General features: G+C 66.0%; 21 protein-coding genes. 13 read left to right on the forward strand and 8 right to left on the reverse strand.

The window, feature by feature from the left end; genetic code table 11:
- Positions 1–179: 179 nt before the first annotated feature.
- On the reverse strand, positions 180–2,534 hold the full coding sequence (locus ACCQ05_RS11240; RefSeq protein ID WP_228963648.1) for a DNA translocase FtsK: 2,355 nt from the start codon (positions 2,532–2,534) through the stop codon (positions 180–182).
- Between the two features lie 285 nt (positions 2,535–2,819).
- Between ACCQ05_RS11240 and trxB the strand changes: the two genes are divergently transcribed.
- From trxB to infA, 4 genes are all read left to right on the forward strand, one after another.
- The gene (trxB, locus tag ACCQ05_RS11245; protein ID WP_228963649.1) at positions 2,820–3,788 is read left to right on the forward strand and encodes a thioredoxin-disulfide reductase; all 969 of its coding nucleotides are present in this window, start codon (positions 2,820–2,822) and stop codon (positions 3,786–3,788) included.
- A gap of 57 nt (positions 3,789–3,845) precedes the next feature.
- Positions 3,846–4,964, forward strand: a complete 1,119-nt coding sequence (locus ACCQ05_RS11250; protein WP_372390297.1) for a GNAT family N-acetyltransferase — start codon at positions 3,846–3,848, stop codon at positions 4,962–4,964.
- A 233-nt stretch (positions 4,965–5,197) separates the two neighbouring features.
- Positions 5,198–5,947 (forward strand): leucyl/phenylalanyl-tRNA--protein transferase, encoded by a 750-nt coding sequence (aat, locus tag ACCQ05_RS11255; RefSeq protein WP_228963652.1) that lies wholly within the window; start codon positions 5,198–5,200, stop codon positions 5,945–5,947.
- 80 nt (positions 5,948–6,027) lie between these two features.
- Positions 6,028–6,246, forward strand: a complete 219-nt coding sequence (gene infA, locus ACCQ05_RS11260) for a translation initiation factor IF-1 (protein ID WP_002813418.1) — start codon at positions 6,028–6,030, stop codon at positions 6,244–6,246.
- Between the two features lie 406 nt (positions 6,247–6,652).
- Here infA and clpA read toward each other — a convergent pair whose 3' ends face one another.
- A complete protein-coding gene (clpA, locus tag ACCQ05_RS11265) occupies positions 6,653–8,935 on the reverse strand; it encodes an ATP-dependent Clp protease ATP-binding subunit ClpA (RefSeq protein WP_104541120.1) in 2,283 nt (760 codons plus the stop codon).
- Positions 8,936–9,077: 142 nt separating this feature from the next.
- Complete coding sequence (gene clpS, locus ACCQ05_RS11270; RefSeq protein WP_029219836.1) at positions 9,078–9,398, reverse strand: ATP-dependent Clp protease adapter ClpS; 321 nt, start codon at positions 9,396–9,398, stop codon at positions 9,078–9,080.
- A gap of 238 nt (positions 9,399–9,636) precedes the next feature.
- Between clpS and ACCQ05_RS11275 the strand changes: the two genes are divergently transcribed.
- The 6 genes from ACCQ05_RS11275 (at position 9,637) to ACCQ05_RS11300 (ending at position 14,481) form a co-directional block, all read left to right on the forward strand.
- Positions 9,637–10,095 (forward strand): NUDIX hydrolase, encoded by a 459-nt coding sequence (locus tag ACCQ05_RS11275; RefSeq protein WP_372390299.1) that lies wholly within the window; start codon positions 9,637–9,639, stop codon positions 10,093–10,095.
- Positions 10,092–11,228, forward strand: a complete 1,137-nt coding sequence (gene mnmA, locus ACCQ05_RS11280) for a tRNA 2-thiouridine(34) synthase MnmA (RefSeq protein ID WP_228963656.1) — start codon at positions 10,092–10,094, stop codon at positions 11,226–11,228. Before ACCQ05_RS11275 ends, mnmA begins: the two co-directional genes overlap by 4 nt.
- Positions 11,228–11,842, forward strand: coding sequence for a high frequency lysogenization protein HflD (hflD, locus tag ACCQ05_RS11285; RefSeq protein ID WP_104541117.1), 615 nt, complete (start codon positions 11,228–11,230; stop codon positions 11,840–11,842). Before mnmA ends, hflD begins: the two co-directional genes overlap by 1 nt.
- A gap of 147 nt (positions 11,843–11,989) precedes the next feature.
- A complete protein-coding gene (locus tag ACCQ05_RS11290; RefSeq protein WP_104541116.1) occupies positions 11,990–13,180 on the forward strand; it encodes a methyl-accepting chemotaxis protein in 1,191 nt (396 codons plus the stop codon).
- Positions 13,181–13,265: 85 nt separating this feature from the next.
- Entirely contained in the window at positions 13,266–13,553 is a 288-nt protein-coding gene (locus ACCQ05_RS11295; protein WP_228963657.1) for a hypothetical protein, read from the forward strand.
- Between the two features lie 412 nt (positions 13,554–13,965).
- The gene (locus ACCQ05_RS11300; RefSeq protein ID WP_228963658.1) at positions 13,966–14,481 is read left to right on the forward strand and encodes a hypothetical protein; all 516 of its coding nucleotides are present in this window, start codon (positions 13,966–13,968) and stop codon (positions 14,479–14,481) included.
- A 165-nt stretch (positions 14,482–14,646) separates the two neighbouring features.
- Here ACCQ05_RS11300 and ACCQ05_RS11305 read toward each other — a convergent pair whose 3' ends face one another.
- Complete coding sequence (locus ACCQ05_RS11305) at positions 14,647–17,433, reverse strand: sensor domain-containing protein (protein ID WP_228963659.1); 2,787 nt, start codon at positions 17,431–17,433, stop codon at positions 14,647–14,649.
- Between the two features lie 159 nt (positions 17,434–17,592).
- Here ACCQ05_RS11305 and ACCQ05_RS11310 point away from each other — a divergent pair, with 159 nt between their 5' ends.
- On the forward strand, positions 17,593–19,686 hold the full coding sequence (locus ACCQ05_RS11310; RefSeq protein WP_372390301.1) for a sensor histidine kinase: 2,094 nt from the start codon (positions 17,593–17,595) through the stop codon (positions 19,684–19,686).
- Positions 19,687–19,689: 3 nt separating this feature from the next.
- Positions 19,690–21,411, forward strand: coding sequence for an EAL domain-containing protein (locus tag ACCQ05_RS11315; RefSeq protein WP_104541113.1), 1,722 nt, complete (start codon positions 19,690–19,692; stop codon positions 21,409–21,411).
- 127 nt (positions 21,412–21,538) lie between these two features.
- On the opposite strand, the gene ACCQ05_RS11320 is transcribed toward ACCQ05_RS11315, so the two are convergent.
- From ACCQ05_RS11320 to flgA, 4 genes are all read right to left on the reverse strand, one after another.
- On the reverse strand, positions 21,539–22,765 hold the full coding sequence (locus ACCQ05_RS11320) for an ATP-binding protein (RefSeq protein ID WP_104541112.1): 1,227 nt from the start codon (positions 22,763–22,765) through the stop codon (positions 21,539–21,541).
- Positions 22,766–23,123: 358 nt separating this feature from the next.
- Entirely contained in the window at positions 23,124–23,456 is a 333-nt protein-coding gene (locus tag ACCQ05_RS11325) for a flagellar protein FlgN (protein ID WP_104541111.1), read from the reverse strand.
- A gap of 14 nt (positions 23,457–23,470) precedes the next feature.
- A complete protein-coding gene (flgM, locus tag ACCQ05_RS11330) occupies positions 23,471–23,782 on the reverse strand; it encodes a flagellar biosynthesis anti-sigma factor FlgM (protein ID WP_064510812.1) in 312 nt (103 codons plus the stop codon).
- Between the two features lie 66 nt (positions 23,783–23,848).
- Entirely contained in the window at positions 23,849–24,493 is a 645-nt protein-coding gene (flgA, locus tag ACCQ05_RS11335) for a flagellar basal body P-ring formation chaperone FlgA (protein ID WP_228963663.1), read from the reverse strand.
- A 264-nt stretch (positions 24,494–24,757) separates the two neighbouring features.
- Between flgA and ACCQ05_RS11340 the strand changes: the two genes are divergently transcribed.
- Positions 24,758–25,702: a chemotaxis protein gene (locus tag ACCQ05_RS11340; protein ID WP_104541109.1), complete on the forward strand. Its 945-nt coding sequence runs from the start codon at positions 24,758–24,760 to the stop codon at positions 25,700–25,702.
- Positions 25,703–25,880 lie beyond the last annotated feature (178 nt).

Here is a 25,880-nt window from a genome sequence, read left to right on the forward strand (position 1 = left end):
GCATGCCCCTGCCGACAACGCGGCGGTGGGCGTGCTTGCGGCACCTGACGCCGGACGACGCGCTGCAGTGCTCCAGCACCCACTACACGCCATCCGACTGAGGCCTGCAGCAGGTACTCCCGCCAGGTTCGCCCCGCGATGCCGCCCCGGCGCCGCGCAGGACGGCGGTGACCGCCGCGCTACTTCGGCGGCGGCGGTGCCAGCACGCTGCGGTCGCCGTTGTGCTCGGGCGGGCTGACCACGCCAGCCGCTTCCATCGCCTCGATCAGGCGCGCGGCGCGGTTGTAGCCGATCTTCAACCGCCGCTGCACGCCGGAGATCGAGGCGCGCCGGGTCTCTGTGACGATGCGCAGCGCTTCGTCGTACAGCGGGTCGGATTCGTCGCCGCCACCGCCACTGCTTTCGGGCAAGCCGGTGGCGCCGACCACGGTGCCGTCGCCCATGGTCTGCACTTCGTCCAGCACGCCTTCGACATAGGACACCGGTCCGCTGGCCTTGAGGTGCTCGACCACCCGATGCACTTCCTCATCGCTGACGAAGGCGCCATGCACGCGGTCCGGCAGCGCGGTGCCCGGCGGCAGGTACAGCATGTCGCCGTTGCCCAGCAGCGCCTCGGCGCCAGACTGGTCCAGGATGGTGCGCGAGTCGATCTTGGAGCTGACCTGGAACGCCACGCGGGTCGGGATATTGGCCTTGATCAGGCCGGTGATCACGTCCACCGACGGCCGCTGCGTGGCCAGGATCAGATGGATACCGGCCGCACGCGCCTTCTGCGCCAGGCGCGCGATGAGTTCTTCGACCTTCTTGCCGACGATCATCATCATGTCGGCGAATTCGTCGATGAAGATCACGATGAACGGCAGCGTCTCCAGCGGCCGCGGCGCCTCGCCCAGTTCCGGGTTCGGCTTGAACAGCGGATCCATCAGCGGCTGGCCGGCGTCGATGGCGTCCTTGACCTTCTTGTTGAAGCCGGCCAGGTTGCGCACGCCCACCGCACTCATCAGCTTGTAGCGGCGCTCCATCTCGGCCACGCACCAGCGCAGGCCATTGGCGGCCTCCTTCATGTCGGTGACCACCGGCGCCAGCAGGTGCGGGATGCCCTGGTAGACGCTCAGCTCGAGCATCTTCGGGTCGATCATCAGCATCCGCAGTTCCTTGTGCGAGGCCTTGAACAACAGGCTCAGCACCATCGCATTGACCGCCACCGACTTGCCCGAGCCGGTGGTACCGGCAACCAGCAAGTGCGGCATGCGCGCCAGGTCGGCCACGGTCGGGCGGCCGGCGATGTCCTTGCCCAGGGCCAGCGTCAGCGGGCTGGCCGACTTGTCGTATTCCTTGGAGCGCAGCAGTTCGGACAGGAAGATCATCTCGCGGCTGACGTTGGGGATTTCCAGGCCGATCACCGACTTGCCCGGAATCACGTCCACCACGCGCACCGACTTCACCGACAGCCCGCGTGCGATGTCCTTGTCCAGCGAACTGATCTGGCTGACCTTGATGCCCGGCGCCGGTTCGATTTCGAAACGGGTGATCACCGGACCCGGGTAGGCCCCGACCACCTGCGCCTCGATGCGGAAATCCTTGAGCTTGAATTCGATCTGCCGCGACAGGGTTTCCAGGGTCTCTTCCGAATAGCCCTTGGCCTGCGGCTTGGGGTCGTCCAGCAGCGCCAGCGGCGGCAGGTCCGAGCCATCGGTGCTCACCCCCTGGAACATCGGGATCTGGGTGTCGCGCTTGGCGCGCTCGCTCTTCTCCACCACCGGTGCCGGTGGCGGCTCGATCTTGACCGGCTCGCGCTTGGCCTGCTTGACCGCATCGACCTTGCGCACTTCCTCGCGCTCCTCGCGCATCACCCGGGTCTGCTGCCACTCGCTGGCCTGGTGGGTCTTGCGCTGCATCAGCGGCCCCAGCGCCAGCACCCACTTGCCGATGCGCTCCATCACCGCGAACCACGACAGGCCGGTGGCCAGCGTGATCGACACCAGCAGCAGCACCACCACGAACAGGTTGGCGCCCAGGGCGCCAAAGCCGGAGCTGAGCGAGCCGCTGACCAGCTTGCCGAGAATGCCGCCGGCCTCGGCCACCTCGCCCTGGAACAGGCGCAGATGCAGGAACCCGGTCGAAGAGATCAGAAAGCCCACCATGCCCACCAGCCGCAGCGCCGGCCCGAGATCGCTCTGGCTCTGCTCCTCGCGCTCGCCGATCAGCGCGATCCAGGCCACCGCGCCCAGGATCACCGGCAGCAGGAAGGCCACGTAACCGAACAACTGCAGCAACACATCCGCGGCCATGGCGCCGAACCGGCCGCCCATGTTGTGGATCGGCGCGACCAGGTTGCCCGTGCGCGACCAGCCGGGATCGGTGGCCGAATAGGTGAACAGGCTGGCCAGCAGATACAGCAGCAACGGCGCCACTGCGATCAAGGCCAGATCGCGCCACAGCTTCTGTCGGCGCGGAGTGTCCGCCACCGCCGTCTTGCGCGACGACGCTTTGCCCTCTGCGGGCTTGCTGCGTTCGGGAACCTGCTTTGCCACCTGTAGCCAGACCTTAGAAAAATGCTGTTAGTGGTTGATAATAAACGACTGAGGCCGCGGTTACAGCAGTCGAGCGACCCGACGCTTGCCGGGCCGTGCGGAAGTCAACGAAAAACGCCGCACAAGGCGGCGTCGGACACGCAACGTGGGGCAACCATGCCATCTGCGGTTCAAGCAGTTCCATCGCGCCGCCTTGATTCACCGGGTGGGGACCGCCACTCTATGCCGCCACGGGGGCGCGATCGACCTGCGCCAACCCCATCAATTCCTAGATCGCGAGTATACATGAGCGCCTCTTCTGCCAGTCCCGCCAAGCATTCCCGCCTGCTGATCCTGGGCTCCGGCCCGGCCGGCTGGACCGCCGCGGTGTACGCCGCCCGCGCCAACCTCAAGCCGGTGGTCATCACCGGCCTGCAGCAGGGCGGCCAGCTGATGACCACCACCGAGGTGGACAACTGGCCGGGCGACCCCCATGGCCTGATGGGCCCGGACCTGATGACCCGCATGCAGGCGCACGCCGAGCGCTTCGACACCGAGGTCATCTTCGACCACATCCACACCGCCGACCTGTCGCAGCGCCCGTTCCGGCTGGTCGGCGACAGCGCCGAATACACCTGCGACGCGCTGATCATCGCCACTGGTGCCACCGCCAAGTACCTGGGCATTCCCACCGAGGAGGCCTTCAAGGGGCGCGGCGTCTCCGCCTGCGCCACCTGCGACGGATTCTTCTACAAGGACCAGGACGTGGTGGTTGTCGGCGGCGGCAATACCGCGGTCGAGGAAGCGCTGTATCTGTCCAATATCGCCCGCAAGGTCTACCTGGTGCATCGCCGCGACACCCTGCGCGCCGAAAAGATCATGCAGGACAAGCTGTTCGCCAAGGTCGCCGCCGGCAAGATCGAAACCGTCTGGCACCACGCAGTGGACGAAGTGCTGGGCAACGATGCCGGCGTGACCGGCGTACGGGTCAAGTCCACCATCGACGGCAGCACCCGCGACATCGCTGCGCACGGTTTCTTCGTGGCCATCGGCCACCACCCCAACACCCAGCTGTTCGATGGCCAGCTGGCGATGAACAACGGCTACCTGGAGATCCGCTCCGGCCTCAACGGCGCAGCGACCGAAACCTCGGTGGCCGGCGTGTTCGCCGCCGGCGACGTGGCCGACCAGCACTACCGCCAGGCGATCACCTCGGCCGGCTTCGGCTGCATGGCGGCACTGGATGCCGAGCGTTATCTCGACAAGGGCGTCTGAGGTGACCATCGAGCGCCGGCCGCGCCCTGCGACCGGCCGGCCCTGCGGGCAGTGCGGGTGAGCGTCACCGCCCGCTGGTGCCGCCGGCTGGACGAAGTGCCGGCTGGCGCATGGGATGCCTTGCACGATGGCACGCATCCCTTCATCGGCTACGCGTTTCTGGAGGGACTGGAGCGCGAAGGCTGCCTGCGCCCGGACTGGGGCTGGAACGCGCTGCATCTGACCCTGTGGGAGGGCGACACACTGGTCGCCGCCGCGCCGGGCTACCTGAAGAACAATTCGCACGGCGAGTTCGTGTTCGACCACGCCTGGGCGCATGCGTATGCGCGTTACGGGCAGGCGTATTTCCCCAAGTGGCTGTGCGGGGTGCCCTACTCGCCAGTAACCGGGCCACGCCTGCTGGGCGCGCCCAAGTGGCGACCGCAGCTACTGGCGGCGATGCGCGAGCTGGTCGAGCGCAGCGGCCTGTCGTCGGCGCATGTGAATTTCCACCGCGCAGACGAAGACACCGCCTTCGATGGCGACTGGCTGGAACGCAACGACCTGCAGTACCACTGGCACAACAGCGCCGGCTGGGCCGACTTCGAGGCCTTCCTCGGCGCCATGGACCACAAGCGGCGCAAGAACATCCGCCAGGAGCGGGCCAAGGTGCAGCGCGCCGGCATCCGTATGCGCGTGGTGCATGGCAACGAGGCCAGCCAGGACGACCTAGCCGCGATGTACGGCTTCTATCTGAAGACCTTCAACGAGTACGGCAACTCGCCCGCGCTCACGCCGCAGTTCCTGCAGCACCTGGCAACGGCCATGCCGCGCCAGCTGGTGATGTTCCTGGCCGACCTCGACGGCCGCCCTATCGCCGGCGCGCTGTGCCTGCGCGGCCACGACACCTTGTACGGACGCTATTGGGGCGGCGAGGCCCTGCCCGGCCTGCACTTCGAAACCTGCTACTACCAGGGTCTGGAGTATTGCCTGCGCGAAGGCCTGGCCCGCTTCGAGCCCGGTGCGCAGGGCCAGCACAAGATCGCGCGCGGCTTCCTGCCGACGCTGGTGCGCAGCCGCCACTGGATCGCCGACCCCGGCTTTCGCGAGCCGCTGGCGCAATGGTGCGCCGATGAGCGCGCGGCGGTTGCCCAGCATGCCCTCGAACTGGCCGAGCACAGCCCGTTCCGCGATTGAGCCGGCATGGCGATATCGCCCGACCCAACGGCGCCAAGCGAAGCCTCGTGTCGTAGCGCTACCGGCAGGCACACGGAGCGGCAGCGAGCCGGGCGGCGGGACCGAGACCGAGCCACTTGCTTGCAGCGTTGCGACACGACACGATCGCAACGACCATCCATTGGGCGATCCGGCCACTCGCCGCTGAGCGAGACCGCCACTACGATCTTCGCGCCAGGCCCTACACTCGCCGGATGTCGCGTGCCCTTCCCTTTTTGCTTTCCGCCGATCCGGGGGCGCCGTTTCCGCCTGCCGAGCAGGCATTGCGCGAGCCGGACGGCCTGCTGGCGATCGGCGGCGACCTGTCGGTGCCGCGCCTGCTCAATGCCTATGCGCATGGCGTGTTCCCCTGGTTTTCCGATGGCCAGCCGCTGCTGTGGTGGAGCCCGGACCCGCGCATGGTGTTCCGCACCGATGGCGTGCGCCTGTCCTCGCGCTTCAGGCGCCAACTGCGCACCAGCACCTGGACTGTGCGCGCCGATACGGCGTTCGAGCACGTCATCGCAGCCTGCGCCGCCATCCCGCGCGCCGGCCAGGACGGCACATGGATCACCCGCCCCATGCAGCAGGCGTACATCCGGTTGCACCAGCTTGGCCATGCGCATTCGCTGGAAGTCTTCGACGGCGCACATCTGGTGGGAGGCATCTACGGCGTGGTGATCGGCCAGATGTTCTTCGGCGAAAGCATGTTCAGTGCGCGCAGCGGCGGCTCCAAGGTGGCCCTGGCCGCCCTGGCCGCCGACCTGCATGCCCGTGGATGGCCGCTACTCGATGCGCAGGTGGAAAACCCCCACCTGCTGAGCCTGGGAGCACAACGCCTGCCGCGTACCGAGTTTCTGCGGTACGTGCAGCATCAGGTGGCGCAGCCGGAGCCGGCAGGCAGTTGGTCTGCGCGCTACGGCGAACGTCTGGCGCGCGAACTCTGTGAGGTTCGCTTAACATAAAATTTGCACCACGGGGAGATGGGGCGTAAAATGCCGTCCCTTACGGCCCTGCCGGGCCAGCCGTGATTGCACAGGATTACATGTCGAAAGACGACTCCATTGAATTCGAAGGCAGCGTCAGCGAGACGCTCCCCAACACCACGTTCCGGGTCAAGCTGGAAAACGGGCACGAGATCATCGCCCACATCTCCGGCCGCATGCGCAAGAACTACATCCGCATCCTGACCGGCGACCGTGTCAAGGTCGAGATGACGCCGTACGACCTTACCAAGGGCCGTATTACCTACCGCATGAAGTAAGCGGTTTTGGTGCTGAGACGCGAGGCGGCCCATGGCCGCTTTTTGTCGTGCCTGCGATTTGGAATCTGGCACTCGCCATAGGACTTGAGGGTTTGCCGGTCGGCGCATGAGTGGCGGCACGCCGGTGGGCGGCAATGTCCTGTGCAGCTCCACGCGAGGCTCGAACTGGCTGTGGGCGGGTTCGCATACCGGCAAGTCGCTGCGACGCCAGCGACATGGCGCTCCCGGCACCCGCCGACATCTGCCGACATCAAGGTCGCCGCGCGTTCAAGCCGGCCGTACCACATCTGCGTGCGTTTCAAATCAGAGCGGCCTCCCGGTTCTGGGCGGCTGGTGTCTTGTCACAGATCAGCAGACACAAAAAAGCCGCTCGCAAGAGCGGCTTTTTGTTGGGGCAGGACTGCGATCAGTCGACCGTGGCAGGCAACAAGCGCTCCGGCTCCGGATGCGCCTCCACCACCAGCTCGCCATCCTTCACATCGATGTTGACGCGACCGCCCTCCACCAGCTTGCCGAACAGCAGCTCGTCGGCCAGTGGGCGCTTGATCTTCTCCTGGATCACGCGCGACATCGGGCGTGCGCCCATCAGCGGGTCGAAGCCGTGCTGGGCCAGCCAGTCGCGCGCGGTCGGGGTGGCCGACAGCGAGACATGCTTTTCCTGCAACAACATTTCCAGCTCGATGATGAACTTGTCCACCACGCGCAAGATGTGATCGAAGCCCAGCGGCTGGAACTGCACGATGGCATCCAGACGATTGCGGAACTCCGGCGTGAACCCGCGGCGAATCGACTCCATCGCATCGGTGGAGTGATCCTGCTTGGTGAAACCGATCGACCGCCGCGATGCCTGGGTGGCACCGGCATTGGTGGTCATCACCAGGATCACGTTCTTGAAGTTGGCCTCGCGCCCGTTGGTGTCGGTAAGGATGCCGCGGTCCATGACCTGCAACAGGATGTTGAAGATGTCCGGGTGCGCCTTCTCCACCTCGTCCAGCAGCAGCACGCAGTGCGGCGTCTTGACGATCTTCTCGGTCAGCAGGCCACCCTGGTCGAAGCCGACATAGCCCGGAGGCGCACCGATCAGCCGGCTGATCGAATGGGCTTCCATGTACTCGGACATGTCGAAGCGCACCAGTTCGATCCCCAGCTGCAGCGCGAGCTGCTTGGTGACCTCGGTCTTGCCGACGCCGGTCGGGCCGGCGAACAGGAAGTTGCCGATCGGCTTTTCCGGATTGGCCAGCCCCGAGCGTGCCAGCTTGATGGAGCCGGCCAGCGTTTCGATCGCCGGGTTCTGCCCGAAGATCACCATCTTCAGGTTGCGCTCCAGGTGCTGCAGCACGTCCTTATCGGTCGCACTGACCTGCTTGGCCGGGATCCGCGCCATCTTGGCGACGATGGTCTCGATTTCCTCGATGTCGATCAGCTCCTTGCGCTTGCCTTCCGGCAGCAGGCGCTGGCGCGCACCGGCTTCGTCGATCACATCGATCGCCTTGTCCGGCAGCAGCCGGTCGCCGATGTGCTTGACCGACAGGTCCACCGCCGCCTGCAAGGCATCGTCGGCGTAGGTCACGCCGTGATGCGCCTCGTACTTGGGCTTGAGGCCCTGCAGGATCTCGAAGGTCTCGCCGACGGTCGGCTCGACAATGTCGATCTTCTGGAAACGACGCGCCAGGGCGCGGTCTTTCTCGAAGATGCCGCGGTATTCCTGGAAGGTGGTCGAGCCGATGCAGCGCAGCTCGCCCGAGGCCAGCGCCGGCTTGATCAGGTTGGAGGCGTCCATGGTGCCGCCGGATGCCGAACCGGCACCGATGATGGTGTGGATCTCGTCGATGAACAGCACCGCATTCGGCACCTTCTTCAGCGCGGTCAGCACGCCCTTCAGGCGCTTCTCGAAGTCGCCGCGATACTTGGTGCCCGCGACCAGCGCCCCCAGGTCGAGCGAAAAAATCACTGCGTCGGCCAGCACTTCCGGCACGTCGTTGTCGACGATGCGCTTGGCCAGGCCCTCAGCGATCGCGGTCTTGCCCACACCTGCTTCACCCACGTACAGCGGGTTGTTCTTGCGGCGGCGGCACAGCACCTGGATGGTGCGCTCGATCTCGTCGGCACGCCCCACCAGCGGGTCGATCTTGCCGTTGCGCGCCTGCTCGTTGAGGTTGGTGGCGTACTCGGCCAGGGCGTCGCCCTTGCCTTCGCCTTCCCCACCCTCGCTCTTGGGCTCGCCGTCGGACGCGGACGGCTGCTCGCCGTCTTCGCCCAGCTTGGCGATGCCGTGGGACAGGTAGTTGACGATATCCAGCCGGGTGATGTCCTGCTGGTTCAGGAAGTACACCGCGTGTGAGTCCTTCTCGCCGAAGATGGCCACCAGCACGTTGGCCCCGGTGACTTCCTTCTTGCCCGAGGACTGCACGTGGTAGACGGCGCGCTGCAGCACGCGCTGGAAGCCCAGGGTCGGCTGGGTGTCGCGGCCGTCGTCTTCGGCCAGACGCGACACCGAGGCCTCGATGGCCTGTTCCAGGTCGTTGTGCAGGCGCAGTTGATCCGCACCGCAGGCCTTGAGCACGGCCTGCGCGGAGGGGTTGTCCAGCAGCGAGAGCAGCAGGTGCTCGACGGTCATGAACTCATGACGCGCCTCGCGTGCTCGCTTGTAGCACTGGCCGATGGTTTGCTCTAGGTCTTTGCTGAACATTGGTCACTCCGAACGGCTGTTGCCAACAATATGCGGCTTTTGTCGGGATTTTCCACAACCCTATCGAATAGGTATGTTCAGACGGCGTTAGCACGCGATTGCAGTCACACTGTTGCGCTGCTGGAATGATCCGATATCGGTCTCAGCTCTGTTCCATCGTGCACAGCAGCGGGTGCTGGTTCATGCGCGAAAACTCGTTGACCTGCGCGACCTTGGACTCGGCGACTTCGCGGCTGTAGACCCCGCAGACGCCGCGCCCACGGGTGTGGACGTGCAACATGACCTGGGTGGCGCGCTCCAGGTCCAGATTGAAAAACTGCTGCAGGACGGTCACCACGAAGTCCATCGGGGTGTAGTCGTCGTTCAACAGCAACACCTGGTAGCGCGGCGGTGGCGCCACCTCAGGCTTGCTGGCTTCGACCGTGAGGCCGTGATCGTGTTCGTGGGAGGTCTTCCGAGGCATCCGGTCATTATACGGTTCATCGCCGCACGCATTGGACGATTTGCGCCGCGGCCCGCACAATTTGTCTCTGATTCCATGGCTTGCCCTTGATGACCGATTCCCTGACCGCGCCTGCACTGGCGCCGTCGACCACCGCCCACACGCGTCGCTGCACGCCCCGCCCCGCCCTGCGCCGCCTTTCCGGCTGCCGTCCTGCCGCGGTACCGGACCGTGCGCTGCCGCGCACTGGAGCCTCCCCATGAGCGCGCAGGAACAGCGCTGGCATCCGGACGTCACGGTGGCCACCGTGGTGGTGCGCGACGGACGCTTGCTGCAGGTGGAAGAGCGTATCGGCGGCCGCCTGCTGCTGAACCAGCCGGCCGGGCATCTGGAGCCGGATGAGAGCCTGCTCGAGGCCGCCGTGCGCGAAACCCTGGAAGAGACAGGCTGGGACGTGCGGCCGACCCACTTCATCGGCACCTACCAGTGGCTGGCGCCGACCGGCCAGTGCTATCTGCGTTTTGCCTTCGTCGCCGATGCGCTCACCCACCGCCCCGAGCGCAGCCTGGATACCGGCGTGGTGCGGGCGCTGTGGATGACACCGGAGGAATTGCGTGGCGCCAGCGAGCGCCTGCGCAGCCCGCTGGTGTGGGAGGTGGTGGCCGACTATCTGGCCGGGCAGCGGCACCCGTTGGCGCTGGTGCGGCACGTCGCATGAGTACGCCACGCATCGTGGTGGGCGTGTCCGGCGGGGTGGATTCGTCGGTGGCGGCCTGGCAGCTGGCGCGACAGGGCGAGTCGATCGCCGGGCTGTTCATGCAGAACTGGGCCGACGATGGCAGCGGCGATTGCCGCGCCGAAGACGACCGCCGCGACGCGGTCGCGGTCTGCGGGGTACTGGGCATCCCCTTCCACTTCCGCGATTTTTCCGGCGAATACTGGAGTGGCGTGTTCGAGCACTTCCTGGCCGAATACGCCGCCGGGCGCACTCCCAATCCCGACGTGCTGTGCAACCGCGAGGTCAAGTTCAAGCATTTCCTGGAGGCGGCGCAGGCGCTGGGTGCCGAGCGCATCGCCACCGGGCATTACGCCCGGGTTGCCTACAGCGGCGGTCGCTGGCGGCTGCTGCGCGGTGCCGACCGGAGCAAGGACCAGAGCTACTTCCTGCACCAGCTGGGGCAAACCCAGCTGGCCGCCACCCTGTTCCCGATCGGCGAACTGGAGAAAAGCACGCTGCGCCGCATCGCCCAGGACGCCGGCCTGCCGACCCATGCCAAGAAGGATTCCACCGGGATCTGCTTCATCGGCGAGCGCGACTTCCGCGAGTTCCTGGGCCGCTACCTGCCCGCGCGCACCGGCGAGATCCGCGACCCGCAGGGCCAGCGCATTGCCGAGCACCCCGGCGTGTTCTATTTCACCCTGGGCCAGCGCGAAGGCCTGAACATCGGCGGGGTGCGCGGCCGTGCGGCGGCGCCGTGGTACGTGGTGGGCAAGGATGTGGCCAGCAACGTGCTGTACGTGGACCAGGACCGCGACAGCCCGCTGCTGCAGTCGCGCTGGCTGCACTCCGAGCTGGCCCATTGGGTCGCCGGTGCGCCGCCGGCACGCAGCTTCAGTTGCACCGCGCAAACACGCTACCGGCAGCCGGACGAGCCGTGCATGGTGGAGGTGCAAGACGACGGCAGCGTGCAGGTACGCTTCGAGCGGCCGCAGCGGGCGGTGACGCCGGGGCAGTCGCTGGTGCTGTACGACGGCGAGCAATGCCTCGGCGGCGCGGTCATTGCCGCCACCGATGCGCCGCTGGAGCGTCAATTGGCAGGATCTTCTTCTTCCCCCGAGGGTGTGGCTTGATGAGTGTTTCCATGGATCACCGTGTGCTGGCGTTGGCCGGCGTTGCCCAGGCCCTGCAGCAGGTGCGGCGGATCGCCGAAACCGGGCATTCGGAGGCGGCCACGGTGCGCACCGCCATCGACAGCGTGTTTCGGGTGGATGCGGCCTCGCCGGAGGCAGTGTACGGCTCGGCGGCGGCCCTGGCGCCCGGCCTGCGCCTGCTGCACAACTACTTTCGCAACCAGGGCCAGGACGAGGTGTTGCCGCGGCTGGCGCTGGCGGTGCTGCAACTGGAGCGCCGCTTTGTGCGCGACAACGCGACCGTGGCCACGGTCTCCAGCGGAATCGATGCAGCGGCGCGTCAGGCGCGGAGCCTGGGCGATAGCGCGCATCCGGATGTGTTGAGCTCGCTGGGCGGGCTCTATGCGCAGACCATCAGCCACCTGCGCCCCAAGGTCATGGTGCAGGGTAATCCCCACTACCTGGGCCAGGCCGGCGTGGTGGCGGAGATCCGCGCGCTGTTGCTGGCGGCGGTCCGCTCGGCGGTGCTATGGCGGCAGATGGGCGGCAGCCTGTGGGATTTCCTGTTCGCCAAGCGCGCGATGAGCGAAGCGGTGGATCGCGCGCTGCGTTGAACAGCGCGGAAATGCCGGGTGAAAACGCCCGCAGTAACCGCTAGCGCCTGCCAGTGACGGCGGCATGCGCAAGACGAGATGGCGATCGTCGCTAAAGACCACGGGGGTATTGCCGATACAGCAACCGTGACTCTGCCGAGAACGCCCATGTATTCACGTCCACTCATCCGTCTGGCCGCCCCTTTGGCTCTGACCTTGCTGTTTCCATTCGCTGTCGGATTCGACTGGCCCGCTTCGGTGCGCTGGGCGATTCTGGCGACCATGACCCTCAGTTGGTTGGGTTTTGCTGCCTGGGTGACGTACTCCCAGTTCCGGCCCAACCCGGACCAGGCCCGCATCCTGCGCGAGCAGGACCAGCTGCTCAACGAACTGCGTACGTTCGTCAGCAACGAAGTCGACGGTTCGCGCTCGGAAGTCGAGCGTGCCCGCGAACTGATCCGCCAGGCCGTGTCCGGCCTGGGTGGCAGCTTCGAAGCGATGAACCGCAAGTCGCGCCAGCAGAGCCAGGCGCTGGCCCGTATCGTCGACCGTGCCGGTGACGACGGCAGCGCCGGCGTCGACGTCGCCCGCTTCGCCCAGCACGCCAGCTCCCGCATGGAGCAACTGGTGGAAGCGCTGGAACAGGTGAGCGGCCAGAGCAATACCACGGTGCATCACATCGATGAGATGGCCCAGCACCTGGATGGCATCTTCGCGCTGCTGGAAGACGTCAAGTCGATCGCCGACCAGACCAACCTGCTGGCCCTGAACGCCGCCATCGAAGCTGCGCGTGCCGGTGAAGCCGGTCGCGGTTTCGCGGTGGTCGCCGACGAAGTGCGCAACCTGTCCGAACGCTCCACCACTTTCAACGAGCAGATCCGCAAGCTGGCCCACAGCTCCAAGGAATCGATCGCCAAGGTGCGTGAAACGGTCTCGCAACTGGCCTCGCGCCACATGGACCGCTCCCGCGAAGCCCGCCACGAATCGGCCGCCATGCTGGAGAACGTCGCCCAGATCAATGCCTCGTTGGGCGATGGCATGCGCGAAATTTCCGAATGCGCCCGTGCCATCGACGGCAGCGTGGCCGAAGCGGTGCGTGCCCTGCAGTTCGAGGACATCGCCACGCAGACGCTGAGCGGCATCCACACCCACCTCGATCGCCTCACCGCGATCAACCGTGAGGCGGTGGCGCTGCAGGAACTGCTGCATCGCAATGGCGGCGTGTACGACAGCGACCTGGTCGCCGCGCTGGCCAAGGTGTCCAACCGCCTGCGCGACATGCGCGTGGAGTGGGAACGCCCGCCGCACAAGCCGGTGGCGCAGCAGGGCATGGGCGCCGGCACGGTCGAGCTGTTCTGAGACCGATGCCGACCCGCATCCCCTGATCCCGACATTCCCCGGCCCTCCGGGGATTTGTCGTTCCGTACCGACCTGGTGTTTCGTCATGACGCTGCTCGCCCCGACCATCGACACTGTTCCCACCGATGCGCTGCAGTCCGCCGCATTGGCTGCCGCGCATGCCGAGCGCATTGCGCTCAGCGACGCGGCCAGGCCTGTGTTGCGGCGCGTACGGCTGCCGGCCGCGCTGGAACGGCTGGAGCTTGCCGCCCGCGCGGAAGTCAAGGCAATGATCAATCCGCGCCGCGACTGCAGCGAAGACGAGCTGCTGTTCGCCACGGTGGCCTGGGACCTGGGCCTGGACGGCGACGCGGTCGGCGCCTCCGGGCGCTGATGCCAGACCGGCGGGGCGTGCCTCGGCAGGCGCCCGGCCGTGTTGTTAGACTGCCCGATCCCAGGCTCCTGAGCCGTCCGCTTCTTTCGCTCCTCCCCGCATCGCCAATGCCGTGCGTACGCTCCTTGGACACCCTGCCCGGCCCGGGACTCGCTTGCACCGGCTGCGGCTGTGTCAGGTCTGGCCAGGACCGCTACCATCCATCTCACCTCCTGAGCCTGTCGCCAACCAGCGCGATCGGCATGCTGTCTTCTTCGGATTGAGCGCTGGATGCCATGAAAACCAGTTGCCTGGCGTTGCTTGCGGCAGCGCTCTCTCGCTCGGCCAATGCGGCAGATGATGGGGTGTATCTTGAATTCTCTGGGAAGCCCGGCCACCTCATTCGATTGCCCGCCAGCAAACCATCCAGTTTTTGACCGATAGTCGGCACACTCACCAGGTGTGTGTCGCGACCGATCTCGCCGAGACCGACGTAGGCGCATTGGTAGTGCAGGCGTTCGATGCCTCCGGGCAGGAAGTGTCGAGCCGTCGGTACCCCGACTACCGTGGCATCAAGCACTGCTACGGTGCCGATCCGGGCCAGGGAGGCAAGCCCGGCCTGTGGAGGTTTCGCGCAAGCACAGGAGATGGACGCAGCGGGGAACAGACGCTACAGGTCCATGCCAGGCTGGCAGACTTGCCGCTGTCGAACGATCCGGGAACCCCGTATGTCGTTGGCCGCCCGAACCATGATGCAGCGATCCCGCCGGCTGCGTGGCGCGACCGCCTTGTCCGGGAAGTGCAGGTCAATCCGCAAGGCACGGTGACCGAGGTCACCGTGGTGACAGCAGAAGGAGTTGGCTTGAGACTTCGCGACCGCGCGATCGCGGCTGGCTATCTGTCCCTTTTCTTCCCTGATAAACGGCGAGAGCGCACACCGCTGCTCTGAAGACGCGAACTGTCGTTCGAACCGGAATAGGACCGGCACGATGTCGATCGATCAAACTGCATCAGTCGGTGCTTACCGCGTGGCACGGCCACGCCGGCAGTCATCCATGCAGGCACGGGACAACCGCCCTCGTTTCTGGTCGCGCTATCGAGCCAAACTATGGTCTCAGCTGGCAATCACCAGCCGCGCGCCCAGGCGCATGCCGGCTTCGGCCTCGCGCAGCCACTGCGCCATGTCGCGCGGCGACAGCGGGCGTGAGTAGAAGTAGCCCTGGATCTCATCGCAGCCCTGCTGGCGTAGCAAGGCATCTTCCTGCACCGTCTCAACGCCCTCGGCAACCACCTGCATGCCCAGTGCGTGGCCCAGATGCACGATGGCCTGGGTGACTTCGGCGGTGTTGGCGTCGTCGAGCATGCCCTGTACGAAGCTGCGGTCGATCTTCAGGCGCTGCACCGGGAAACGGTTGAGGTAATGCAGGTTGGAGAAGCCGGTGCCGAAGTCGTCCACCGCCAGCAGCACGCCATTCTGTTCGAACAGTTCGAAGCATCGGCGCAGCGAGTCCGAATCGCGGATCAGGGCCGATTCGGTCAGCTCCAGCTCCAGCCGCGACGGCGACCAGCTGTTGTCGCGGCAGATCTCCAGCACGCGCTCGGCAAAGCCGCGCTCGCGCAGCTGCACGGCCGACACATTGACCGCGATGCGGCTGAAATTGAGTCCGGCGCGATCCCAGACCACCGCCTGGCGGCAGGCTTCGCCGATGACCCACTCGCCCAGGCGCACGATCTCGCCGCATTCTTCGGCGATCGGGATGAATTCGGCCGGACTGCACGGGCCATGGCCCGGGCGATTCCAGCGCATCAGCGCCTCGATTGCCGGCGAGGAATCGCCCACGGTGTTGACCAGCGGCTGGTAGACCAGGGTGAACTCTTCGCGCTCGAGTGCGCCCTGCAGCGCATGCTCGAGCTCCAGGCGGCGCTGCGCACGCAGCAGCACGTCCTGGCTGTAGTAATGGAAGGTGTTGCGGCCGGATTCCTTGGCCGCGTACATCGCCGCGTCGGCGGCGCGCAGCAGGCTATCGAAGTCCGACAGGCCTTCCCCTTGCAGCGCGATGCCGATGCTGGCGCCGAGCTTGAGGGTGACGTGGTCCTTGCGCAGCGGTTCGCCCAGCGCGCTGATCAGCTTGCGCGCCACATGGCCGGCATCTTCCGGCTCGGACAGATCGCGCAGCAGTACGATGAATTCGTCGTCGCTGAAGCGACCGAACAGGTCGCTGTTGCGCAGGTGCTGATGCAGACGCGCGGAGGCGAGCTTGAGCAGGTTGTCGCCGGTGGCATGACCGAACGAGTCGTTGATGCTCTTGAAGCCATCCAGATCGATCAGCAGCATGGCCATCACCTGGCCGCGCTCGTGCGCCTCACGGATGGCGTTTTCTGCCTGCTCGCGCAGCAGGAAGCGGTTCGGCAGACCGGTCAGGCGGTCGTAATGCGCCAGTAGCTCGATGCGTTCGTTGGCCTCGCGCTCGCGGGTGACATCGCGGAACAGGGCCACGAAGCGCGGCGGCAGGCCTTCGCGGCGGTCCAGTTCGATGAGGACCTGCACCCAGATGCGCTGGCCGGAATTGCGATAGAAGCACAGCTCCAGTTGCTCGGGCAGGCCGCCATCGGAGATGCGCAGCAGTGCCGCTTCGAAGGCATCGCGCGAATCCTGGGTGTACAGCGCCAGCGCCTGCTCCAGGGTGATGTTTTCCTTGCGCAGGCCGTGGATGCGGTAGCACTCCTCGGTCCACTGCATGCGACGGGTGTCGACCTCGATCTCGCAGCCGCCGATCTTGCCCAGCGCGGACACGCGGTTGAGCAATTCGGTGCGCCAGCGGATCAGGGCGTCGGTCTGGCGTTGTTCGGTGACGTTCTGCAGCTGGCCCAGGACACGCACCATGCTGCCGTCGCCATCGAAGACCGGCTGCGCCCACACCCGCAGGTGATGCGGATTGACGCCGAGCTGGCCATTGATCTCCAGCTCGAAATGGACCGGCAGGCCTTCGTGCTTGATCTTGCGCCAGGCGCTGCGCAATTGCGCAACCGACGGCCGGGCGAGCAGACGCAGCAGGTCGCGGATGCCCTGTAGGCGCAGCTGGGTCATGCCGAGCTGCTGCAGGAAATCCTGCGAAACCCAGAGCTGGTCCTTCAGCGAGTCCCAGCTCCAGCTGCCCATGCTGGCGATCCGCTGGGCTTCTTCGAGCTGGGCCTGCTGCTCGCGCAGCTGCTGCTCGAGCAATTTCTGGTGATGCACATCGGTATGCGTGCCGACCATGCGCAGCGGGCGGCCATCTGCGGTGCGCGAGACCACGCGGCCGCGATCCAGGATCCAGCGCCACTGGCCATCGTGCTGGCGCAGGCGAAATTCGGCCACGTAGGTATCGGTGCGGCCATCCAGATGCGCCTGCACCGCGGCACTGACATGCGCGTGGTCGTCGGGATGGATCAGACCGGAAAGCGCGGTGAGGTTATTCGGCAGCGGCTGCTCGGAATAGCCGAGCATGCGGGTCCAGCGTTCGGAGCGGTACACCACGTCGGCCGGGATATCCCAGTCCCACAATCCGTGGTCGGCACTGTCCAGTCCCATTTCCCAGCGGCTGGTGCCATCGGCACCCATCGGCTCGGGAATGCTCAAGGTGAAGGCCATCACCTGGCCGTGCTCGTCGCAGACCGCACGCAGCCAGCCTTCCAGCCGTCCGCCAGCGGTGCCGGGCAGCACGCAGGCGGTCATGCCGCCGCTATCGGCCACCTGGGCCCGACTGCTCTCCAGTACCTCGGCGTATGCGCCGAGGGTTGCCGGCAGCCCGAGGGACTGCGCAACACGATTGGCCGCCAGGGGCTGGCCATGCGCATCCAACAGCACCACCGCTGAGGTCAGCGGGTGCTGCAGCATGCTTGCAATGACGCCTGAGTCCACTCTGGAACACTCCGAAGGATCGACCCCTGGCTCGGAGTCGCAATGGATAACGGCCGCTCGGCGGATTAGTTGAGGGACCTGTTTCGGGCGCGACCGAACCGGACGCAGTTGCGGCTAAGATGGCCGCATCGCCCAGCTCCTGAGGTCGTTCGCGGACCCATGCACCAACCTGCCGCCGCGCCCGTATTCTCGTCCCCTCCGGTGTCCCGACTTCGCCTGGCCGAGCGCCTGCAGCAAGGCCTGTGGACGCTGACCGGCCTCTACCTGCTGATCGGCGTGCTCTGGCTGCTGCTCGGCAACCGTCTGCTCAACCTGGCCGGCGCCGCCACGCCGGAACGCTGGTCGGACGCCAGCTTCCTGCTGCTGTCCAGCATCGTGATCCACCTGGTGCTGCGGCGTTTCGTGGCCTTGATCGTGGACGAACATGCGCAACTGGCGCAGTCCGAGGCACTGCTGAAGGCCAAGTTCCTGGCGCTGCCCAGCCCGGCCTTCATCTACGACCTGGCCAGCATGCGCATCCTGGATGCCAACCCGGCGGCGCTGGAATTCTTCGGCTGGGAACGCGATGAATTCCTGCAGCAGACGCTACAGGCGATCTGGCCCAATGCCGATGGCGACCGGCTGGAAGAAATCATCACCCAGATCCGTGGCAAGGGCGACACCACCTGCGTGCTCAACGAAGACCTGCTGACGCGCAGTGGCCTGCGGCATGTCGAGGTCCGCAGCAATCAGCTGCACCTGGCCAGCGGCCCTGCCCGCTTGGTGGTCACGGTGGACCGCAGCGAAGAGCGGCAGGCGCAGCACCTGCGCGACGAGGCACTGGAACGCCTGGAAGAAGCGCAAGGCATCGCGCGTCTGGGCTCCTGGCAACTGGATCGGGCCACCGGCCTCGGCCGCTACTCGTCGGCGGTCTATCGCATCCTGGGGCGTAGCGTGCCGATGCACCGCCGCGAACACCGACTGGAAGAGCTGCTGACCGCGTCCGATAGCGCGACCCAGGCGCGGATCGAACGCATGATCGAAGACATGTGCACCGGCGGCGAAGTGCAGATCGACGTGCTGCTGCCGCTGACCGGCGGCGATTCGCAGCCGCGCACGGTGCACCTGCGCGCCGAGAGCGTGAGCCTGCCCGGCGGCGCCCGCCATGTGCACGGCACCCTGCAGGACGTGAGCGAACGCGAACAGTCGCGGCGCCTGCTGCGCGAGCGCGAGGAACAATTCCGGGAACTGGTGCGGGTGCTGCCGGATGGCGTGCTGATCCTGGCCGACGAGCACGTGATGTACGCCAATGCGGCCGGCTCCACCCAGTTCGGCTTCCAGGGCGAAACCATCCTGGGCGAACCGCTGCAGACCCTGGTCAGCGACACCGACCTGCCCATGGTGCGCGACTATCTGCGCGCCGGCAGCGACCGCAACGAACCGGTCTCCAGCGCACGGGCGATGCGTCGCCGCGATGGCAGCACCTTCTACGCAGGCTTGTCGGCCGGCGATATCCGCTATGGCGGGCGCAGCTGCAAGTTGCTGGTGGTACGCGACCTGAGCGAACCCGAGCGCATGCGCGATGCGTTGGCCGAAAGCAACGCCGAGCTGCAGGCGATGGCCAAGCGGTTGTTCTCGCTGCAGGAAGACGAGCGCCGCGCCATCTCGCGCGACCTGCACGACGATATCGGCCAGGCGATCACCGCGATGAAGCTGTCGGCGCATGCGGCGCTGGATGAAGCCGATCCGCAGGCGCGCCGCGAGGACCTGCTTGAAGTGGTGTCGCTGGCCGACAGCACGGTGACCAAGCTGCGCAATCTGTCGATGCTGCTGCGTCCGCCGCAGCTGGATGCGCTGGGCCTGGAAGCGGCCTTGCGCTGGCAGGCGTCGATGCTGTTCCGCGCCTCGCAGGTCCGGCTGGAACTGGATATACAGCCGCTGGACGTGCGCCCCGGCAACGAAATCGAGCAGGCCTGCTTCCGCATCGCGCAGGAAAGCCTGACCAATGCATTGCGGCACGCCTGTGCAGGCGAAGTGCGCATGCGTCTGCACTCGATCGATGGCACCAGCTTCAGCCTGGAAGTCAGCGACGACGGCGATGGATTCGAGCCCGAAGGTCCGCGTGGACTGGGGCTGATCGTGATGCGTGAGCGTGCGCAAACCGTCGGTGGCGTGCTCGCGATAGAATCGGCTCCCGGAGCAGGCACGCGCGTGACGTTGCGCCTGCCCTATCACCCGGCCGGCGAGTCCGTCCACGAAGATGGTGGACGTTGAGTCATGTGGAGCCCTGTAATCCCGCCCGGACTGGAAATTGTCAAGCCGACACGCCTGGGCGCAGGCAATCCCGAACTGCTGCACCTGGTCGACGCAGCCGCCTCCGGCGGCCAGCCATTGATGATCTTCCACGTCGATATCGACCATTTCGCCTCGATCAACGAGAACATGAGTGGCGAGGTCGGCGATCAGGCGCTGACCCTGGCAGCGCGCCGGCTGCAGGAATTTCTCGGTACCCGTGGCAAGCTGTGGCGGCACGGCAGCGACGAGATGGTCATCGTGGCGGTACGCCGCGACGACACGCCGTTGCCGGAGGATTTTGCCGAGGAGATCCGCCAGCAGCTGGAACTGCCGCTGTCGGTGCTGCCGTACACGCTGTTCATGACCGGCAAGGTCGGCATCAGCCTGTGTCCGGAGCACTCCACCTCGCTGTCCACCCTGCTCGACTACGCCGAGGAAGCCAGCTACCAGGCCGCGCGCGAAGGCGGCAACACGGTGCGGCTGTACACGCGCAACTCGGCCACCAACGCGCATAGCGAAAGCATCATTGCGCGGCAGATCGTCGATGCGATTCCACATGGCGAGCTGCGGCTGCGCTATCAACCGCTGGTGAGCGCCCGCGACGGCCGCATCGTCGGCATGGAAGCGCTGCTGCGCTGGCAGTCGCCGACCCTGGGCATGCTGGTGCCCGAGCGCTTCATGCGCACCGCCGAACGCCTGGGCGTGATCGTGCAGATCGGCGAATGGGTGCTGCAGAACGCGGTGCGCCAGGCGCGGCTATGGCGCGACCAGGGTTTCGACGATTTCAGCATTGCGGTGAACGTTTCCACGCTGCAGCTGCTGCGCCCGGGCTTCTTCAACGAAGTGATGGCGATGCTGCAGACCGCCGGCGTGCCCGCGCAGTTCGTGACCCTGGAGATCAACGAGAGCGCGTTGACCAACAACGTCAACTTCGTCCACGAGACGATGGCCAACCTGCGCAACGAAGGCATCAGCCTGAGCCTGGACAACTTCGGCACCGGCGACTCCAGTCTCAGCGCGCTGGTGCGCTACCCGGTGGACCGGTTGAAGATCGACCGCAGCTTCATCAAGAGCGCACCGGCCGGCAGCCGCGAAGCGGCGATCGCGCGCGCCATCATCGCCATGGGCCACCAGCTGGGCATGACGGTGATCGCCAATGGCGTGGAATCGCAGGCACAGCTGGGCTTTTTGCGCCGCAACGACTGCGACATCTTCCAGGGCTACCTGTTCGGCGAGCCGATGTCGGCCGAGTCGGCCGGCATGGCGCTGCGCCGGCGCTACCTGCGCCCGGAATCGTTCGCCGAAAGCCGCCCCGACCGCACCCTGCTGCTGCTGGACGACGAGGAAAACGTGCTGCGCTCGCTGGTGCGCCTGTTCCGCCGCGATGGCTACCGCATCCTGGCTGCCGGCAACGTGCGCGACGCCTTCGACCTGCTGGCCACCAACGATGTGCAGGTGATCCTGTCGGACCAGCGCATGAGCGACATGAGCGGTACTGAGTTCCTGGGCCGGGTCAAGATGCTCTACCCCGACACCGTGCGTCTGGTCCTGTCCGGCTACACCGACCTGGCCACCGTCACCGAGGCGATCAACCGCGGCGCGATCTACCGCTTCCTGACCAAACCCTGGAACGACGACGAACTGCGCGAACACATCCGCCAGGCCTTCCGCACGCATGACGAGCTGCGGAACGGCCGGGAGTAGGGATTGGGGATTCGGGATTGGTTAGAAGCGGAGTGCTGTGCGATTGCTTCAGATAGCCCATTGGCGATCAGCAATAGCCGCTTCTGCGAATCCCCAATCCCGAATAACCAATCCCAGCGCGCCAGCGCTACTTCGGCTGCCGGATCGGCAGCGTGATCCGGAAGCTGGCGCCCTGCCCCGGGACGCTTTCCACGTCGATGCGGCCGTGGTGCTTGTTGATGATGCCGTAGGAGATCGACAGGCCCAGGCCGGTGCCGCTGCCCACCGGCTTGGTGGTGAAGAACGGGTCGAAGATGCGCTGCAACAGGTCCGGAGCGATGCCGGCGCCGCTGTCCTGGAACTGGATCCAGACGTTCTCGGCCTCGTCGCGGCCGGTGGTGACGGTGATCGTGCCGCGCTCGACGATCGCCTGGCCGGCGTTGAGCAGCATGTTCATGTAGACCTGGTTGAGCTCGGACGGCAGGCACTCCACCAGCGGCAGCTCAGCGTAATTGCGCTCCAGCGTCACCTTGTACTTGAGCTCGTTCCAGATGATGTTGATCGTGGATTCGAGGCCGGCATGCAGGTCCACCATCTTCCACGACTCGGAACGGTCCGAGTACGAGAAGTCCTTGAGGTCGCGCACGATGCGGGTCACCCGCTCGATGCCTTCGCGCGATTCGGACATTAGCTGCGGCAGGTCGCGGCTGATGAAATCGATGTCGGCGCGATTGCGGATCTCGTCGATCTCGGGAATCAGCGCCTTCGGGTCCGGCGCCTGCAGCGCGCGTTCGTAGGCCTCGATCAGGGTGAACAGGCTGCGCAGATACTCCTGCAGACTGCCGAGATTGGAGTGCACATACCCGATCGGGTTGTTGATCTCGTGCGCCACGCCGGCGGCCAGTTGACCGATGGAGGCCATTTTTTCCGACTGCAGCAGTTTGTCCTGTGCACCGTTCAACCGCATATAGGCCTGGCGCAGTTCGGCGTGGCGCTGCTGCAGCTCGCGCTCGTAATCCTGCTGGCCTTCGATGTTGTGGAACAGCGCCAGGAAGTGGCCCACGCCCTGTTCTTCGTTGTAGTACAGATGCGCGATGACCACCCGGTCGGCCACCGGCAGGCTGCCGGTCCAGCTGCCCTTGCTGCGCGCCTGGTTCAACGCGTCCGACGGCAGCACCTGCGAGATGCGCTCGCCCAGGTTGCGGTCGTCGGTGGGATCTTCCTTGCACAGGCTCTGTCGCGCAACGGCGTTGGCGAGGATCAGCTGCCCGTCGGCGCGGAACAGCAACACGCCCTCCAGCATCTGGTCGCCAAAGGCGCGCAACGTGCTTGAGGACGGCAACAATGTCTGGTTGAGAAAAAACTTGGCGGTCACGGGACGAGGCAACAGGAGGGACGCCTCAATATACGCCGAACCCTCAAGGTGCCATATCGCCACTTGGTCTTAGAGCCGCGTAGGCAGGCAGGCTGCGCGGGCGGCAGGCGAACGCTGGCGGCATGCGATTGAGCGTAATGCAGCGTGACCAGGATGCGCCCGTCGACAGGCGGACACGACCGCTGCGTGGCAACGCATGTCGATGGATGTCCTTTGGCGACTGTTCCGTTCCGGAGAACGGCGGGCTGTTGCGGCCGGCCGGGTGTTCCGATGGCAAGCCTGCAGGGCCTACCCTCACCCTGGCGTGCTCGAGATCCCAGGCAGCCTTGGCGCGCGCGGTTGGCGCAGCGCAGCTATGTCAGGCAACGGCCAGCGAACGTCCGCCGCGCACTACGTTGGATTGGCCTTTGGCGTCGTAGGACGGCCCGCTCTCGGTGCGGCCCAGGTGACGCAACGCCCAGTTCACTTCACGGCGGCGGCGGGCCAGCAACGCACCATTGGCACGATTGGCTTCGGCCAGCTCGCGCAGGCGCTCTTCCTGCCCTTCGGGCATCGCCGCTTCGAGCGCGCGCAGCGCCGACAGCTTGTCCTGCGTGTGTCGCATCAACCCATCGATGTCGTTCTCGAGTAATGCCTGGCGTTCGCCGGCCAGCGCATCGCTGAGACGTTGCAGGGACTCGTTCACGTTCATCCTTTAAGTCGGGATCAACCCGCCAGTTGCTGATTCAGATCCATCATGCGGCTGGCGATGGCATCCGGATTGATGGTGTAGCTGCCGTTCTGCAACGCCTCTTTCACCGCCTGGACGCGACCGGTGTCGATCGCCGAGGACTGCGAAAGCTCGCGCTGCAGGTTCTGCAGGTTGGTCGCCTCGCCGGTCAGCTTGACGCTGTCGGTGGGCGGGGTGGCGGCAACCGGGGACGCGCGATCTTCGCCGGCCGAGGCGATCTTGCTGCTGGTGGCCGCGGTACGAAGGGTGGCAGCGGTCGGTAGATTGCCTTCGATTTTCTGGGTCATGTCAGGAACTCCTCTACAGGTCGTAGGGGATAACGGCACCCAGAAAAAAAACTTTATAGAAATTTTTTACCTGGAGACGACAACGGTTCCGTTCGCTTCAACAACCCCCTGCACCACCCGCCGCGACGAGGAATTTTCCACCGACACGCGCTCGTTTTCGCCGGCATCGGACAGTGCGCGACCGCTCATGCGCACCTCCAGGCCACCGTTGCGCGAGACCAGTGGTACGGTATCGCCGCGGTGGACCAGCCGCTGGCTGACCAGATCGTTGGCCGAGAGCAACGACCCGGCCGACAGGATGCGCCGGGCGCTCTTGCCCACTGCAGCCACCGGGTCGGCCAGTACCGCACCGGCAATGCGGGCGGCATCGCGCTTCTCGATGCTGATATCGGCCAGGGAGATGGTTTCTCCAGCGCTGATGCCGCGGCGCAGCACCAGCACGTCCTGGTTGCGGCGCACCTTCAGCGGCACGAACAGGCGCCATCCGGCCGGCTGTGGGCACGCCACCTCCACCGTATTGGTACCGGTGGGCTGGGCCTGCAGCGCGATCGGGCAGGCAGGCATGCGCAGGCCAGGATCGAGCGTGGCCTCGGCCTCGGCATCCGGGCCAACGGTAGCCAGTGCCGCAGCACGAATGGAATCGACAGACTGATAGCTCTGGGCCCAGGCCGGAGCGGCAGCCAACAGGATGACAAGCAGGAGCAGGCGCATGGGACCGGATCCGGAGGAAGACGGGACAGACGTTGCAAGCGGCGTGCCTGTTTTTTGCCGGGATTGGGGGAGTCGGGATTGGGGATTCGTGAAAGCGGGTTCGAGCGAATCCCCAATCACCTAATCACGGCGCCTGAGCGAATCCCCAATCCCGAATCACCTAATCCCGGCACTTGAGCGAATCCCCAATCCCCAATCCCGACAGCGCCCCCGACCACCCACAAAGCCCTCAAGTTTCCCGCGGGCGCTGTCGATATCTGCCCCATGACCCACGATCTGCTCAACCGCATCGACCAGCGCACCCGACTGGCTGGCCACAATCGACTGGCCCTGCTGCTGTTCCGGCTGGGCGGACGCCAGCTTTTTGGCGTCAACGTCTTCAAGGTGCAGGAAGTGCTGCGCCGTCCGGAACTGTTCCAGGTGCCGGGCCTGCCGAGCGAATTCGCCGGTGTGGCCGATGTGCGCGGACGCTCGGTGCCGGTGCTGGACCTGGGGTTGGCCATCGGCCACCCCGAGCGCGATTCGCATGCCGAAAACGGCCCCGGCTACCTGGTGGTGGCCGAGTTCAACCGCTCGGTCCAGGGGTTTCTGGTCAGCGGCGTGGAACGCATCGTCAATATCGCGGTGGAAGACATCCATCCGCCGCCGGAACTGGGCGCCGAAGCCACTTATTTGACGGCGGTGACGCGCTTCCAGGGCGAGCTGATCCAGGTCATCGACGTGGAAAGCGTGCTGGCCGACATCGCCAAGGTCAGCAAGGACGTGCAGCTGGATCCATCGCTGCAGCTGGTGGCCTACGACCGGCAGTTCCAGGTGCTGGTGGTGGACGACTCGCGGGTGGCGCGCCAGCAGATCCGCAGCGTGCTCGACCAGCTCGGCGTCTCGGCCACCCTGCTCTCGGACGGCCGCCAGGCGCTGGATCACCTGCTGCAGGTGGCCGCATCCGGCGAGAATCCGGCCGACCGCTATGCGATGGTCATCTCCGACATCGAAATGCCGGCGATGGACGGGTACACGCTGACGACGGAAATCCGGCGCACCCCGGGCCTGCAGGGCCTGTACGTGCTGCTGCACACCTCCCTGTCCGGCGTGTTCAACAACGCCATGGTCGAACAGGTCGGCGCCAACGCCTTCGTGGCCAAGTACAGCGCCCATGAGCTGGCCGATTACGTGCTGGCGCGTCTGAAAGTGGTTGCCGAGGCGGCCTGAGCAAGACCCCACCGCTTCGGTCGGCCGCTGGCCGACTCCCTGCATCGCCGGCCACCTGCCGGCGCTGATGTCGCACACAGCAATTGTCTCGCGAGCAAGCCACTCGCCCGGCCGGCCCGCCCATTCACGTTTGAGGAGCGCCGACTGACCGGCTCCGCCGCGCACAGGACTTGCATCC

Origin of the sequence: Xanthomonas sp. NCPPB 3582 (assembly GCF_041475735.2) — a bacterium.
GTDB classification, from domain to species: domain Bacteria; phylum Pseudomonadota; class Gammaproteobacteria; order Xanthomonadales; family Xanthomonadaceae; genus Xanthomonas; species Xanthomonas codiaei.